The sequence below is a fragment of the Streptomyces sp. NPDC127129 genome, assembly GCF_042671585.1.
In the GTDB taxonomy this organism is placed as follows: domain Bacteria; phylum Actinomycetota; class Actinomycetes; order Streptomycetales; family Streptomycetaceae; genus Streptomyces.
Genome location: NZ_JBHXTV010000002.1, coordinates 30,052 through 44,993 on the forward strand (window position 1 = coordinate 30,052; position 14,942 = coordinate 44,993).

The following is a 14,942-nucleotide window of genomic DNA, read 5'->3' on the forward strand; positions in this document are numbered from 1 at the left end:
GGTGAACGTCGCGGAGGGGGCGGCGAAAGACTGGTTGATCAGGTTCTACTGGGCGAACAGGGCGAGCAGACCGCCGGCGAGCGCGGCGGTGTCGGCGCCGGTGTGGCCGAAGCCGAGGAACCGGGGCCCCAGGGGACGCGTAGACGCCGGAAGCCGTGCAGCCAGGCGATGGTGCGTTCGACGACCCAGCGGTGAACTCCCAGGCCGGAGCCGTGATCAAGCAGACGGCTTCAGTGGCCGATGTCGCGCGGTGTCCACCTGACTCGGTCGATTTCACCGACCTTAGTTGGTACCTGCACACACTCGTGTCGGCGCCGTGGCCGCCCGACCACGCCGGCAACGGAGGGGGCCTTCGCAAGCAGAGGCATCAGCTGCGTCACATCGTTGCGGTTTCCGCCGGTCAGCGCAGGGACTGGCACAGCACCGCATACTCGGCGCGCGCCTGGTGGAGACGCTTCTGGGCGTCGATCAGATCAGCCGGAAAGGCTTCAGCCACGCCGAGAATGATACGCCTGTTCGAACAACTCGGGGCGGCGCCACGCCCGCGCGAAGCATGCACATCGCGGCCCAGCCCGGGCCACGTGCGACTGCACACGCGAGTTGGCACCGTTCGCCCAGAGCGACGCTCAGGCAAGCGTCCGAAATGACTGTCGCGGTCCCTTGTGTCGGCTCAGTCCCGCCGCAGGACCAGGAGGAGGCCTCGTTGCGCCGCGCCCAGTGCTGCTACCGCCCCGAGCCTGCCCGGCCGCGACTGCTGCTGCGAGCCAGGAGGCGCTCCTGCCGACCAGCCGGAGGCAGCCGAGGAACGCACCGAGGCGAGCACGTAGCCAACCGCGGCAGCGAGATCCACGGCTGGCTGAGCCACCCCGGTGCCACGATGGAGGGAAGGGGCCTTGTTGCCAGGCGCTTCAGGGAGGCGATCATGGGCCGCGAGTATCACTTTCATTGCGAGCACGCCGGCTGCTCGGTCACCGTGGACCTGCGGATGGGCGGGACTCGGGAGATGGAGCTCCTCGTGGACGGGAAGCAGGTCGCCGCCGCCAGCGCCCATGGCCACCGCGCCCAGACCACGGTGATGACCACGATCCTGCCCACCGACCCGCCTCGCGGCATCGAGGTCGAGGTGACGCTCCCAGGCGCTCTCGGCGGCGATCCGGCGAGCACCCTGCTCGCGGGTGGCGAACACATGCCTATGCCTGCCCGGGAGGTGCCCCATCGGGTGCGGCCGACGGAGGCCGATTGGTACTTGTGACCGCGTCGGGGCGCCCGCGACACGCCAGCCAAGGTCCCCACTGCCGGAGACCTCACTGCTCACCAGCCGGATTCTGGAGCTGCCTGCGCACGAGGCATGCCGGTCCACTCCCGCTCACCCGCCCAGGGCCCGTGCCGCCACGCCGGGCGAACGGGCCCTGAAGGCGCCACACCCCGATCAGTCAGCAGAGGGTGCCGGTCAGAACTCCCTACGCCTTGAGTCCCCGATCCGTCTGCCCCCGCCGCGCAGCCGTCCGACACGCTGGACAGCAAACTCGATCAGCTCAGCCCGGACTGCCCGATGCTCAAGGTGCCCACTCAACTGCACAGGTGCCAACTGAAGCGCGCAGCCTCAGAGGTGTGACCGAGTGCTGTAGATGGCCCCTCTGGCCATCTACAGCACTCAGCTCTCGGGGGGGGCGTGCGGTCCCACTGGCTAGATCTGAGGGCCGAGGTCTCCCGCGAGAAGTGTTTGTGTGATCTTGGGTAGGTCCCAAAGGGCCAAGATCTCGTTCGCGAGGGCTGCAACGGGCAGGTGGTCCTGATCCCGCACCTTGATGGCTGCCGCCTTCAGGGTGCGCGGGACGGCTCCGACGTCCAGGAGGACGCGCCATTCCGGCGCGCCGATTTCCAGGAACTCCAGTGCCGTCAGCTCAGCGATCTCCAGGGGGTCGGCCAGTGTGCCGGGCATGGCGGTCAGAGTGCGCAGTCGGGGCAGTCCGATGACAGGCGCAAGGCTGAAGGGTGTGCCGTCCCAGGCTCCGATGGACAGGACTTCCAGGGCGGGATGGGCGGCAGCTTGGATGGTCTCAAGGCAGCCGGTGCCGACTTTGGCTTCGGCGGGAAGCTTGTCTCCGCGGCGGCCACGGACTTCTTCACGCATCCGGCCCAGGACGAAATCGGTGAGTGAGTCGGCTACCAGGTCGGCACCGAGGCTCTGCTCGTGGTCGACCCGGATGATCTGCCCGAAGTAGCCGGCGGGGCCGGGGGTCAGGTCGACGGCGAATTCGTCGCCGCCGTTGGTCCCGAAGCCGATCCAGCCGGGAGAGCCGGCCAGGCCCTGCACCGCGGCGTCGGGCCCGGTGCTGACCGCGTGCGTCGCGCCATGGTCCCAGCCGGGGTGACGCACTGCCGCGTCGATGGTGTGCAGGTGCTCCAGGCTGGCGAGCTCGCAGCCGACCGCTTCGCCTACCCGGTCCGCCTCGTCCAGATCGAACTCGTCGTCGTTGCCATACACCCGGGTCACCCGGTACAGCACCTTGATCTCATCGGACAGCGTGACACCAAGGCGCGCTTCCGCTGCGGCGATCTCCTCCTCCGTCGCTCCGACGGCGCCGGGCAACCGCTCGCGCAGCGTCCGCTCCAGCAGCTCCGGATCCGCCGATGGCGCCGGCGCCGCTCCGGGCACCGGATCGGGGTGGCGAAGCCAGGAGGCGGCAAGGAAGTCGTCGGCGAGGACGAGCACCCCCAGGTCCGGGTAGCCGAGAGCCGGTTCCACGACCGGGCTCGGCCAGACCAGGCCGAGCGTAGTCCGACCATCCGGCTGGGCCTCCGCGCTGAACGCGATCTCCTGGACTCCGCCGCGCACGAGCGCCCGCTGAATGTCCTCCACCGCGGTCCGCGCTGCCGGTGACATGGATCCCCGGTACGCCAGGCTCGTGCCGTGCTGGCTGATACGCCCTGCGACCCGTGCTGGCCGGGCGGCACGCCGATCCGTGTCATCGGCCAGCATGAGGCGGAGCACGGGTTCCCAGGTCGCGAAGTCGGATACCGATGACAAGGGGGGTCTCTGATCATGCATGCGCAGACCGTATGCGGAGCCAATGACAGGCGAGGCACCGGGCCGCTGCTAGCAAACGCCCCAGGTGAGAGGCGACCACTACCCTCCGCGCCAACTAGAACGCGCATCAAGGCCAAGTACAGCGCGCTGAGCCATGGATCAGTGGAACCAGACGACGAGGCGTACGTTCTCGGCTCCGTGGACTTCGCTGAGGATGCTCATGACGCTCCAGACCCGGCCCCAGTCGGTGTCAATCCCTGCGGCTGAGGCGCGGGTTCGTGTGCCTGAGACGTTGGTTTCCTGCCAGTCCGTGGTCTCCAACTCGGCCCAGGTCAGCCAGGTGGTTCCGTGCACATCGCGGGGGCCGCCGTAGCCGGCGAACACACTGCGCAGTCCATCCGAGGCATCGTCCGGGAAGCCACGATCTTCTGCCAGGGGCCGGAAGCCGTAGGAGTTTCGGATTCCGAAGAGGCAGGCCAGGCCGTCGTAGGCGTTGCCCCTGTTGAGGAGGAAGAGATCGATGCCGACCTCCCACACGGAGTCCTCGTCGTCGGGTCCCCATAGGCGGGCCCCCGGCCTGCATTCGATCATTCCGTTAACGTCGGTCGACATGGAGAGATCCTGCCTGCGCAGGTCAGGAGCCAGCATCTCCTTTTCGCGCGCGTGCGTACGCGGACCGGTCGAGACCCTGGGCTAGCCGGTCCGCAGACATCATAGGGACGCTTCCTGCGCGGTTCCGGCCGACTACAGAGCCCACAGCAACTACGCGCTCGGCCTCAGGCTCCGCCGGCGCAACCTCAGCGGTTTCAGCTCAGCAGAGGATTGCCCCGGAGGTTCCCTCCCCCGCACGGCCAGGGACCCTCGGCCAGGGGGCCCAGCGGTGTACGGAAAACCAGGACCTCATTGTCCAGCGAGACGACAACGCTGCCTCCACTCAGCAGCAGAGCGCGACCGATCAGGGCTCGGCTGTCGTCCATGGCGAATAGTTCACGCCCGGCGAGGTCCGCGTCCACGGCAAGTAGCTTGCCGTCGCGCCAGAACACCATGATTCCTTCGCAGTCCATCGCGGGGTAGGACGTGTAGTAACCCGTCAGCGCCGGCCCGTCCACGAGGGTGTTGTCCGATGCGAGCCGCCGGAATCGTGATCTCGAAGGCAGGTTATTTTCGAGCTTGGGGCCGCTGATGCTGCCGTTCTTGTCGACGAGCATGGCCCCGTGGCTGGCCCAGCGCGCGCTTTCGGCGCCGTCGCGGCCGAAGCGTCCGGTCGTGAACGCGCCGTAGCCCTGGGACCCGATTAGGAACTGGCCAGGCCCCGCTATCGCCTTTCGGCCGGTGGGGGCGGGAGAGGTGGCCGAGATGGTCTCGCCGCTCTCCAGGTCGAGGAAGAACGTCCGCCCGATGCCGCCCCGTGTGTCGGTGAAGCTGGCTGCGATCCGGTCTGCCGAGACGAGCAGGGGCTCCCAGTGATCTACGCCGACCTCCTCCGGGACCCAAGGTCTACGCGGCCGGATCTCCCATCCGGTGCGGACTCCCATCTCCACCACACCCGGGAACGACACCGCACCGAGCGCGATCGGCGTGGACCAGAGGCACTCGCCATCGCGCGTGTACCGGGCCACGCGAGGCTCCGGTACTGACGTGGGCCGGCTTCGTTCTTTACGGACCAGGCGGGAGGCACTCACCCAGGAAATGACGAACCCGTCGTCGAGGAGGACGAACGTCCCGATCTCCTCATCGGCCCCGCACTCCGGGCGGGTAGTGGGCCCAGTGGACCCGTCCGGCAGGACACCCTCCAGGAGCCGGCCGCCAAGATCCGGGTAGGCGACCCACAACGTCCCGTCCATAGTCATACGGGACTGCGGCTGGCCCGTGCCGGGGTAGGTCCGCTGCCACGCCACCTCGCCCGAGAGGTCGACCTTCGTGATGACGGTCTCCAGGGGATTCACGCCGTAGCCGGTCACGGTCAGCGGTCCGGAGGGATCCGCCACGGCCACAGCTCGGACCTGGCCCGGCAGGGTGAAACGCGATAAGAGGGTCATGCGCCGCATCTTGCCGCATGCCTCTGTGCGCTGCGGTCGGGCCCTCTGCAGTACCGTCGGCCAACTGGAATGCTTCGAGGCCAACTTCGATCCTCAGAGCCGGGGGTGGCTGACCGTCGGCCAGTCCGGCGAGCCCTCGCTCGGAATGCTGCGCGGACATCCGCTTCAGCCGCCGCGGCTCATCTGAGACCAGTTCCAGGAGCTCGGAGGCCAGCCCTTCCGTTCGCAGTACTGCGGAAACTGCCTCGAATCTGGCCGCTCCCGCTACCCTGTGGGCCACCTACGCCGCTCCACGGGGCCAACTAGAGCGCTCAGGGGCCGAGTAGAACGCTCAGGCACAGGGGCATCTCCGGTAGTCGACGTAGCGGTGCCGCACTGGCGTGTTCGAATCTTTGTTCGGTACGTTAGAGATCTAGCCAGTTGATTAGTGCAGGTTTAGGGGGTTTCGAGCGGAGGCGTGTGATGGGCGGAGGTGTGCATCTGCACGTCGCGAGCGGCTACTCGGCCCGCTACGGCGCCTCCCACCCACGCGACCTGGTCGCCCGGGCCGCAGAGCGCGGCATCGACACCCTCGCGCTGACCGACCGGGACACCGTCACCGGCATCGTCCGCTTCACGAAGGCCGCAACGGACGCCGGCATCCGGCCCGTATTCGGCGTCGACCTCGCCGTCGCCCCCTACTCCCCCACGCCCGAGCGCGCCCGAGTCAGGACCCCGGTGCGTGGTGGCGCGCACGTAGTCGAGGCGCCTCTGCGGGTCACGCTGCTCGCCCAGTCAGCGGCGGGCTGGGGGGCGACTGTGCCGGATCGTTTCCTCCACTCACGCCGACGTCGTGGGGGCTGCGGGCGGGCCACCGGTCGCCGACTGGAACGCCCTGCAGCAATACGCCGACGACGGCCTGACCGTTCTCCTCGGCCCCGCCTCCGAACCGCTCCAGGCACTCGCCAAAGGCCGGCCGGACGTCGCCGAGCGACTGCTGGCACCGTGGCGGGAATCCGCCCGAGGGAACCTGCGCCTCGAGATCGTCTGCTGGGGCCTGCCCGGCACGGGTCCGGGGTCCGTACGACACGCCGCGCACACGCTGGCGCTCGCGGACCGGCTCGGCATCCACGCAGTGCTCACGAACGCGGTCCGCTACGCCGACCCCGCCCAGCACCGGACCGCCGACGTCCTGGACGCGGCCCGGCTGCTGCGGCCGATCGACCGGAAGCGGCTGGACTGTGGCGAACGCTGGCTCAAGGGCCAGGGCGACATGGCGGAAATCGCGGACCGGGTGTGCACGGCGGCCGGCGCCGACCGCGGTCGCGCGACCGCGCTGCTCGCCGAGACCCGACGAACGGCGCAGGAGTGCGTCGTCGACCCTGTCGCCGACCTCGGCCTCGGCACTCCCCACTTCCCCGAGCCGACGGTCGTCGGTGCCGATCCGGCATCGGGCGGGGCGATGCAGCTTCTGCGGCAGCGGTGTGAGGCCGGGATGGTCGCCCGCGGCCTCGACCTCGACCAGACGGCAATGGACCAGCTCGACTACGAGCTCGGCATCATCGGCCGGCTGAAGTACGAGCCGTACATCCTCGCAGTCGCCCTGGGCGAGGGTCATGGGCATCCGCGTCGCCGCCCGCGGCTCCGGAGCCGACGCCGGCTCCGGCTCCATGGTCAACCACTCCCTGTTCGTGGCTACTGTCAACCCACTCGAGCACCACCTCCTCTTCGAGCGCTTCCTCTCCGAGCGGCGGGCCTCCCTGCCGGACATCGACGTCGACGTGGAATCCGCCCGCCGCCTGGAGGTCTACGACCGGATCATCGAGCGCTTCGGCAAGAAGCGGGTCGCGGTCACCGGGATGCCGGAGACCTACCGCGCCCGCCACGCGCTGCGCGACACCGGGCTCGCCCTCGGCCTTCCCCCGCACCCCGTCGACAAGGTCGCAAAGTCCTTCCCCCACATCAGAACCTGCGACATCGGGGGAGCACTCAAAGAGCTCCCGGAACTCCGCCAGCTCAACGCCGAAGCCGCTTCGTACGGCCCGCTGTGGGAGCTCGCCGAGAGCCTGGACGCACTGCCGCGAGGGATCGCGATGCACCCCTGCGGCGTGATCCTGTCCAACGCGACGCTGCTGGACCGGCTTCCGGTGCAGCCAACGCCGGGCGGCCAGTACCCCATGGTCCAAGCCGACAAGAAGGACGTCGAAGACCTCGGCCTGCTCAAGCTCGACGTCCTGGGCGTACGGATGCAGTCCGCCATGGCCCACGCCGTCGGCGAGATCCGCCGTACGACAGGGCGGCAGATCGACCTCGACAACCCCGACCACGTTCCGCTTGACGACGTGTTCGCGTTCAAGATGATCCAGGACTCCGACACGGTCGGGATGTTCCAGCTGGAGTCCCCCGGCCAGCAGGACCTGGTCGGCCGACTCCAGCCACGCGACCCGCAGGACGTCATCGCCGACATCAGCCTCTTCCGGCCGGGCCCGGTCCAAGGCGGCATGCCCGCGCTCTACATCGCCGCCCGCCACGGCGCCGAACCCTCCTACCCCCACCCCGACCTCGAACCCGTACTCGCTGACACGTACGGCGTGACGATCTGGCACGAGCAGGTCATCGACATCCTCGCCGTCATGACCGGCTGCGACCGCGCTCTCGCGGAGGTCGCCCGCCGCGCCCTCGGAGACGAGGAGCGGCTGCCAAAACTGGAGGCGTGGTTCCGTACGAAGGCCGGCGCCCGCGGCTACGCGCTCAAGGTCCCGGACGAGGTGTGGGAGATCGTCTCGTCGTTCGGGGCATACGGGTTCTGCCGCGCGCACGCCGTCGCCTTCGCCGTCCCCGCTCTCCAGTCCGCCTGGCTCAAGGCGCACTATCCCGCCGCGCTCTACGCAGGTCTCCTGGAGCACGACCCGGGGATGTGGCCGCTGCGCGTGATCGTCTCCGACGCCCGCCGTCACAACGTGCCCGTGCTGCCCGTGGACGTGAACAAGTCCCGCCCCACCTGCACAGTGGAGGAGACCGACAACGGCTCCGGCGTCCGGCTCTCCCTGTCGTCGGTGAAGGGCATCTCCGAGGACCAGGTCGCCCGGATCTCCGTCGGCCGGCCCTACAACTCCCTGCAGGACTTCTGGCAGCGCGCCCACCCGGCACTGCCGATCGCCGAACGCCTCATCCAAATCGGCGCCCTCGACCAGCTCAAAGGCGAGCAGACGCGGCGTGACCTGCTGCTCCAGGCATCCGAGCTCCACCGCCACACACGCACCCGGCCGGGCGCCGGTCAGCTCCCGATCGACGACGCGCTCGTCACGGCCGGCCCGTCCGGGCTGCGGGAGATGACCAGCCGGGAGCGCCTGGACGCCGAGCTCGGCGTGCTGAAGATCGACGTGAGCCAGCACCTGATGGAGCACCACCACCGGCCCTCCGCGAGATTGGCGCCGTCGACGCCAAGCACCTCAAGGCCATGCACCCCGGGCAGCCCGTCCTCGTCGCCGGCGTACGCGCCTCCACCCAGACTCCGCCGAGCCCGTCCGGGAAGCGGGTCATCTTCGTCACCCTCGAAGACGGCTTCGGCCTCGTCGACATCGCGTTCTTCGAGGACTCCCACGAGGCCTGCGCCCACACCATCTTCCACAACGGGCTCCTCCTCGTACGGGGCACCGTCGAGGCCCGCGGCCCGCGCCGCACCGTCGTCGGGCAACTGGTCTGGGATCTGGAAGAGCTCGCCGCCGCACGCCGCGACCACGGACGCCAGGCCGTCCTCGACCTCCTCGGCCGCACCACACCCGCCCCCACCCCCGCCCAAACGTCCGACGCTCCGGCACGGACGCTGAGGAAGGCACCGCCGGCGCGCGCCTCCACCCCTACGCCGACCTCCAGCCCGCCGACACCCGCTCCGCCGACCTCACCCGCCTCGGGCACACCAGCCCCGGGAGCGCCGGATGACCACCAGCCCGCGCACCCTTATGCGCATCTACTTCCACTTGCCCGAACCCGATGCGGGCCTCTAAGAGCAGCTCCTGGCCCTCCTCGAAGGGATCACCCCGCAGGTCGAGGCACACCCGGCCGACTACTCCGCCGACGTCTCCCTCACCGAGGCCCTGAGGTACTGGAAGCAGGACGCGGCCGGGCTCGTGGGTGTGATCCGGCTCAGGGCCCTCGCCCTCCACGGCGTTCAGACGAGCGCGGGCGCGGGACCGAACCGGATGATCGCGGCGATGGCGGCCGCCATCACGCCGCCCGGCGCCGCCACCATCGTCGCCAACACCCCGTACGACATCGCAGCGTTCCTGCGACCCCGGCCTGCCGCCGGGCTCCCCGGCATCGGCCCCGCGACCACCCGAGCCCTGGACCGCCCCGGGATCCGAAGTGTCGGGGACATCGCCGATACCCCGCTCGCCACGCTGCAGCGGATCCTCAGCACCGCCGCCGGCCGCCAGGCCCATGACCGGGCACTCGGGATCGACGACCGTCCGATCGGCCCCGCCGCTGCCCCGAAGTCCCTCTCCCGCACACACCGCTTCGACCGCGACGAACTCGACCCCGAGCAACACCACCGCGCCGTCCTCGGCCTCATCGAGCAGCTCGGCGCCCACCTCCGACACGACCAGAGCATCGCGACCGCGCTCGCCAGCACAGGCCGCGAGCTCCTCGCCTCGCTCGGTCTCCAGCGTGCCCGGGTCCGGGCTCTGTCCGTACGGGCCGAACGGCTCCAACCCGCCGAGACCGCCAGCCACCAGCTCACCCTCGACACCCGCGATGACAAAGCCCGCGACCTCGAAACCGCCCTCGACCGCGCCCGCACCCGATACGGACCCAGCGCCGCCGGCGCAGCAGCCGCCTACCGGCGCGTCAGTGGGGTCAGGCCCTCGTCCCCGCCCGCGCGGAGTAAGAGCGCGTGACGCCGGACACCGGGAAGCGTTATCCGCGCTGTGCCAACGCCCGTCGCCTCCGCCACGCGCCCGCTGCCGTTCCTGCTGACGACGCCACAGGGCCGCGCGGCGCGCCTCCTCCTGTCGTACGTGACCGCGCTACCGCTGCCGTCCCCGGACGCCGAGCTTCTTGCGACAGTTATCGCCATCCGGTCAGCCCGGGGCGGCAGCGGCAACATCACCGGCCAGGATCTGCGGTCGCTGAAGCTGACCGGCCCGGCACAGGCCGTCGGGCGCTTCGCAGCCTGGGCTGGGAGGTCCCCAACCAACTGCTCGACGGAAGCCTGGCAACCCCCGTCGCGGTGACGGTGCCGGCATTGACCGCAGAGCCGAACCACCCGCTGCCCTTCGGTAAGCAGGTGCGCTCCCGGGTGTCGGGCTGGACCACACGCACACTGACCGCCAAGCCGCTCAGGAAGACCGCACCGACCGTACGATTCACGGCTCTGTCCCTCGCTGCCCACAGCTCGCCCCAGCTCCACGGGACGCTGCCTGGAGATCTTCCCGAAGCGTGCCGAGCCGTGCTGCCCGAACTGTTGGAGAAGAACTTCCTCGCTGAACTCTCCGGCGACCAATACCGCCTCAATGCCAGGGTGCGGCACCTCGCGGGGATGCTCCGCCACCCGGCCGACGCGAACCCACGGCGCAGGAAGTCACCGGAATTCATCCCGGGCAAGTGGGCGCAATGGAAAGCCTCGGCCCGCCTGGTTTGCGACGGCATTCCGAGGCTGTCGAAAGGTGCGCTACATGCTCGATGCCTGTTGATCAGGTAGCGGCCGCGCACGGGATCATCCTGCCGGCACCGCGGTGAAGCCGTACTTGCTGGCCGCGATCACGCCCCTTGCGATCATGGTGGTCTGATCCCCACGTCCTCATTCCGTCGACGAACCGGACCACCCACGGCTACGCCTCCGAGCCCATTTACCTCCGGCTCAGACTCCGGGCATACGGTGAGCCGGCCGGAGTCCGATCGAGGCCGACGCCGTCCGCGACGACGTCGGCCTCGGGGAACGGGCGGCGGGTCAGCTCCCGCATCGCGGCGGTCTGCCGCTCCACCGCTTCCGCGATGGCCAGGTCCACCATCGACGGCCGGGCGGCCTGGCGGAGCGCCTCGCTCGCGCGGCGGTAGCCGTCCGGCGGGGTGTGGCGCTCCACCAGCGCGACGGAGCTCGTCAACACCCGGCTCGACATTCAACGCCATATTTGAGGCCGGCTGAGTAGCTCGAGGCGCGCGAGCCGGTACACGACTGGGGGCCCGGCTGCAGCGCTGCAGCCGGGCCCCCAGTTTCGGTCACTGACCGACGCTCATCGCCCAGCGCACGGAGCTGGGAGCCTGCACGTTGACGGACGCGGAGTCGCGGTCGTGCTTGAGCTCGATCTGGTTATAGGTGGTTCTGACCTCACCGTCCACGCATTTGAGCGGGAAGGAGAGCCCGGCGGGGGCGTAGGAGACGGTGACAGTCCCCGTGCCCTGACACGCCACCATGATGCCGAGGGGACCCTTATGGACGCCTCCCTTGAGGGGGATCTCCATATTTCCCGCGACATTCGCCACGGCCGCGATCGGGGTCGTGTCCGGGAGTTTGGGCGCGACCTCGACAGACCCCCCCGGACTGTCTGTGGGAGATTCCGGCGGCCTGCTGGGTGACGACGTGCTTGACGAATTCGTGGGCGACGATTTGGGTTTTTCCTCTGGGGTACAACCGACGGAAGCGAGCGTCGCGGAAATGGCGGCGCCTACCATCAGATACCTCAGAGCCCGCGTCCGCGCCGCGCCGCTCATCACTTCTCCCAAAGGTTCCACCCGACATACCAGGGGGTGTAGCTGGTCACGGCGCTCTTCGCCGACGTCTTGCAGTTGCTGTAGATGGTGTAGCTCGTGCCCGTGTTGTGCATGCGCCACACCCCGAACGCGCCGTAGGTAGTCTTCCGGGGCGGCGTGTCGATCTGCACCTCGTTGCCGAGCTTCGCCGTGACCTCGACGGAGAGGTCCACTCCGTACTTGGCCTCCAGCTCGGCGACCACCACTCCGGCAGAAGCCTTGAGTTCGCCGGAGTAGGTGAGCTTGACCGTGCCTCCCGCCTCGGCCTTGAACCACGAGCGCGCGGTCCTGCTGGTGCCGTTGTGATTCGCCTGGGTCACGCTCACGGCCTTGTGGCTCTTGCCCTTGTTGGCGGTCGGCTTGTAGACGTTCCTCGGCGGGCCGCAGTATTCCGCGTTCGGGCCGTCTGCAGGCTTCCCCGAGAAAGGCGGCAGCTCCGCCTCATCCAAGGACGCTTCCACGAATCCGCTCTCACCCTCCTCGACGGGCGGGCCCGGCTGCAGAACGCCTTCCTCGATCGGCGTCGAAGGAGCGGTCTCGGCAAATGCCGTAGCGCTGGGCCCCCCGAGGAAAGCCATGGCCACGGTGGTCACAGCCAAGGGCTTCCTGATGCTCGTACGCATTAATCCCCCTCAATCTGATCGCCTGGTCAGGACGATCGGTCGAGAGGAACCTATCGCGGCATCCAGGAACTGCGGAGAAAAGGTTGAGTCTCTGAGGGAGATTTGAGGTTGCAGGCCGCCGAGTGATGGTGGATCCAAGGATGTTTAGGTCAAGATCACTCAAGTTGACCTCGTCCGAACGGCGGACGGCCTGCTTGGGTGGTACGACCTGACACAATTGAGGAATCTACCATTCCGTGCACTGGCAATCAGAAGAAGCTGCGCAGCAGCTGGGCCCCGGTGGCGGGCGACCTCCGCACCACCCCGAAGACTCCGGTGCGGCTCCGTGGTCGAGATCCCGGCCGAGGAGTTCATAGGCCGCGCTCGCCGCCGTGGACGAGACCCTCGTCTGCCGGATCCTCGGCGGCACGACCGGACGCATCCTGCGCGACCGGGCCCGCGGCATCGACCCCCGGGCCGTCGCCGTCGCGCGGATGCCGGAATCGACCAGCGCCTCGTTCGGATTCGACCGCGACATGCTCGATCCCGTCCTCGTCCGCGCGGCCCTGCTGGACCTGGCCGTCGAACTGGACGAGAGGATCCGCGGCCGAGCCCAGATCGCCCGCGGCCTCACCCTCGCGGTCCGGCTCGCCCACGGGCGCCACCACCCAGTGCGCCATTCGTTTCCCGCAGCCCTCCGCCCACACTGAGGACCTGCGCACCGGCACGCTCCAGCTCCTGGACGCGATGGCGTTCCAGCGCGCGAGGATCCGGCGCCTGACACTGATCACCGAAGACCTCCGCCCCGCCGAGGAAGGCCCCAACACCCTGCTCTCCCTCGACCAGGCCCGCGAGAACCGGCTCTGCCTGGAACCCGTGGTCGACCGGATCAACGCCAAGTACGGCCGCCGCCTCCCCCGACCCACCAGCGCCTACCGGCACGCCAGCTGACCTAGCCAAGCGGACGGGTCCGGAACACGGTGCGGCCCCGTCAGAGGCGGTGGACTGACGGGGCCGGAACGGCTCTGCCAGTTATCGATGGCAGACCCGTTGAAGGAAGCGTGCGATCGCCTCACCATCACCAACGAGCCTGCCCGCCTGGGGGCACGGGGCGGGCGTGTTGCAGGGACCAGGCCGGCCGCCGGCAGCAGGGCCGTAGTCCGCGTGCCAGTGCTGTGACTCTCGCGACGCCACACATGTCACAACGCCCGCCACTCGAGCCGTCTAGGGGTGCGACGAACCCGGCGGGGAGACGGAGGGCCACTGCGATGATCGGAACCGTGTTCCGGAGTGAGGACATACCGGAGGACTGGTTGGACTGCTGGCGGGAGTTGATGTTCCGGGCCCGCTCGGCCGACGCCACCGACGCCCACGCCTTCGAGGCGGAGTTACGGCGTATGGAGCTGGGTCCGGTGACCGTGTGGCACGCGTCGTACGCTCCCGCGCGCTTCTGGAGGAGAGCCCGCGCCGCCCGGCGGCCCGACCTGGAGCGCTGTCAGCTCACGCTCCTGCTCGAGGGACGGATGACGCTCACGTACGACGGCGGGCAGACGACGCCGCTGGGCCCACGCGACCTCCGCTTCCTGGACAGCTCGTCCCCTTTCGACATCCAGCCGCACGACGAGGGGGCAGCGGACGCCGGCGAGTGCCGCGCCGTCACGGGCGTCGGCGTCGACTTCCCCAGGGAGCTGCTTCCCCTGCCGCCGCAGCGGATACGGGAGATGAGCGGGCGCGGGTTCTCGGCGCGGGAGGGCACGGGCGCGCTGTTGGCCGACTTCCTCGTCGGCCTGGGTCGGCAGGCAGACGTCCTGCGCCCGTGCGACGCGCCCCGGCTCGGTACCACCGTGCTCGACCTGGTGTCCGCCTGCCTCTCCCACGCTCTGGACGACCAGTCCGCCCTACCGGCGGAGACCCGCCGGCGAGCGCTGGCCGAGCGCATCCGGGCGTTCGTCCGCCAGCACTTGCACGACCCCGAACTGAAGCCCGCCACGATCGCCGCCGCGCACCACATCTCCCTCAGCCATCTGCACCGCGTGTTCACAGAGCAGTCCGGGGGCGAGACGCTCGCCGTCTGGATCCGCGCCCGCCGCCTGGAGCAGGCCCACCGCGACCTGGCGGACCCCGCCTTGCGCAGCACTCCGATCCACACCGTCGCCGTCCGCTGGGGCTTCCCCCGCGCGGGCGACTTCACGCGCGCCTTCCGCTGCGCGTACGGGCTGTCCCCCCGCGAGCACCGGCAGCGGTCGCTCGGCGACACCCGCCCCTGAGATCGAGCGCCAAGCAATCGGATACTCAGCGCCAACACGGCCGCGGCCCGGCTCGGCATGATCGGTGACGCGCGCAGGGCGGGGAATCCAGTCGCCCCGGTCCAGCGGCCGCTTGTGCCAGCACCACCCGACCGAATGAGGCAGGTGAAGCAGCGTGTCGACGAGTACACGCACACGACGGGCCGTCGCTCCTGCGGCGTTCGGGGTGCTGCTGAGCGGAGCTTTCGTACTGGGCACCGGGACTCCGGCGCAGGCAGGGGCATTGGGCCGCCCC

12 protein-coding genes and 2 pseudogenes are annotated in these 14,942 nt (G+C 69.5%); 7 read left to right on the forward strand and 7 right to left on the reverse strand.

The window, feature by feature from the left end; genetic code table 11:
- Nucleotides 1-137 precede the first annotated feature (137 nt).
- Nucleotides 138-221: pseudogene (locus ACFVGW_RS03495) on the reverse strand (IS5/IS1182 family transposase); the annotation flags it as partial.
- Nucleotides 222-922: 701 nt separating this feature from the next.
- On the opposite strand from ACFVGW_RS03495, the gene ACFVGW_RS03500 reads away from it, so the two are divergent.
- Nucleotides 923-1,252 carry a hypothetical protein gene (locus tag ACFVGW_RS03500; RefSeq protein WP_385850584.1) on the forward strand — a complete coding sequence of 110 codons (330 nt, stop codon included), beginning with the start codon at nt 923-925 and terminating at the stop codon, nt 1,250-1,252.
- Nucleotides 1,253-1,687: 435 nt separating this feature from the next.
- On the opposite strand, the gene ACFVGW_RS03505 is transcribed toward ACFVGW_RS03500, so the two are convergent.
- The 3 genes from ACFVGW_RS03505 to ACFVGW_RS03515 all read right to left on the reverse strand — a co-directional run bounded on the left by ACFVGW_RS03505 (nt 1,688) and on the right by ACFVGW_RS03515 (nt 5,025).
- The gene (locus ACFVGW_RS03505; protein ID WP_385850585.1) at nt 1,688-2,983 is read right to left on the reverse strand and encodes an SMI1/KNR4 family protein; all 1,296 of its coding nucleotides are present in this window, start codon (nt 2,981-2,983) and stop codon (nt 1,688-1,690) included.
- A 207-nt stretch (nt 2,984-3,190) separates the two neighbouring features.
- The gene (locus tag ACFVGW_RS03510; protein WP_385850586.1) at nt 3,191-3,643 is read right to left on the reverse strand and encodes a hypothetical protein; all 453 of its coding nucleotides are present in this window, start codon (nt 3,641-3,643) and stop codon (nt 3,191-3,193) included.
- A 194-nt stretch (nt 3,644-3,837) separates the two neighbouring features.
- Nucleotides 3,838-5,025 (reverse strand): hypothetical protein, encoded by a 1,188-nt coding sequence (locus ACFVGW_RS03515; RefSeq protein WP_385850587.1) that lies wholly within the window; start codon nt 5,023-5,025, stop codon nt 3,838-3,840.
- Nucleotides 5,026-5,532: 507 nt separating this feature from the next.
- Between ACFVGW_RS03515 and ACFVGW_RS03520 the strand changes: the two are divergent.
- The 3 genes and pseudogenes from ACFVGW_RS03520 (at nt 5,533) to ACFVGW_RS03530 (ending at nt 10,750) form a co-directional block, all read left to right on the forward strand.
- A pseudogene (locus ACFVGW_RS03520) lies at nt 5,533-8,991 on the forward strand (DNA polymerase III subunit alpha).
- 194 nt (nt 8,992-9,185) lie between these two features.
- A complete protein-coding gene (locus tag ACFVGW_RS03525; protein WP_385850588.1) occupies nt 9,186-9,947 on the forward strand; it encodes a hypothetical protein in 762 nt (253 codons plus the stop codon).
- A 347-nt stretch (nt 9,948-10,294) separates the two neighbouring features.
- On the forward strand, nt 10,295-10,750 hold the full coding sequence (locus ACFVGW_RS03530; RefSeq protein ID WP_385850589.1) for a hypothetical protein: 456 nt from the start codon (nt 10,295-10,297) through the stop codon (nt 10,748-10,750).
- Nucleotides 10,751-10,898: 148 nt separating this feature from the next.
- Here the strand turns inward: ACFVGW_RS03530 and ACFVGW_RS03535 are convergent, their stop codons facing one another.
- From ACFVGW_RS03535 to ACFVGW_RS03545, 3 genes are all read right to left on the reverse strand, one after another.
- Nucleotides 10,899-11,153, reverse strand: a complete 255-nt coding sequence (locus ACFVGW_RS03535) for a hypothetical protein (protein WP_385850590.1) — start codon at nt 11,151-11,153, stop codon at nt 10,899-10,901.
- Between the two features lie 115 nt (nt 11,154-11,268).
- Entirely contained in the window at nt 11,269-11,463 is a 195-nt protein-coding gene (locus ACFVGW_RS03540; RefSeq protein ID WP_385850591.1) for a hypothetical protein, read from the reverse strand.
- 296 nt (nt 11,464-11,759) lie between these two features.
- Complete coding sequence (locus ACFVGW_RS03545; RefSeq protein ID WP_385850592.1) at nt 11,760-12,392, reverse strand: hypothetical protein; 633 nt, start codon at nt 12,390-12,392, stop codon at nt 11,760-11,762.
- Nucleotides 12,393-12,793: 401 nt separating this feature from the next.
- Between ACFVGW_RS03545 and ACFVGW_RS03550 the strand changes: the two genes are divergently transcribed.
- From ACFVGW_RS03550 to ACFVGW_RS03560, 3 genes are all read left to right on the forward strand, one after another.
- Entirely contained in the window at nt 12,794-13,111 is a 318-nt protein-coding gene (locus tag ACFVGW_RS03550; RefSeq protein ID WP_385850593.1) for a hypothetical protein, read from the forward strand.
- Between the two features lie 37 nt (nt 13,112-13,148).
- Entirely contained in the window at nt 13,149-13,352 is a 204-nt protein-coding gene (locus tag ACFVGW_RS03555) for a hypothetical protein (protein ID WP_385850594.1), read from the forward strand.
- Between the two features lie 329 nt (nt 13,353-13,681).
- The gene (locus tag ACFVGW_RS03560; RefSeq protein WP_385850595.1) at nt 13,682-14,668 is read left to right on the forward strand and encodes a helix-turn-helix domain-containing protein; all 987 of its coding nucleotides are present in this window, start codon (nt 13,682-13,684) and stop codon (nt 14,666-14,668) included.
- Nucleotides 14,669-14,942: the final 274 nt, after the last annotated feature.

Excerpts from the sequence above, each read along its gene's own strand:
- ACFVGW_RS03505 (WP_385850585.1), bottom strand. The coding sequence starts at position 2,983 with ATGCTGGCCGATGACACGGATCGGCGTGCCGCCCGGCCAGCACGGGTC.
- ACFVGW_RS03510 (WP_385850586.1), bottom strand. The coding sequence starts at position 3,643 with ATGTCGACCGACGTTAACGGAATGATCGAATGCAGGCCGGGGGCCCGC.
- ACFVGW_RS03500 (WP_385850584.1), top strand. The coding sequence starts at position 923 with ATGGGCCGCGAGTATCACTTTCATTGCGAGCACGCCGGCTGCTCGGTC.
- ACFVGW_RS03555 (WP_385850594.1), top strand. The coding sequence starts at position 13,149 with ATGGCGTTCCAGCGCGCGAGGATCCGGCGCCTGACACTGATCACCGAA.
- ACFVGW_RS03540 (WP_385850591.1), bottom strand. The coding sequence starts at position 11,463 with ATGGTGGCGTGTCAGGGCACGGGGACTGTCACCGTCTCCTACGCCCCC.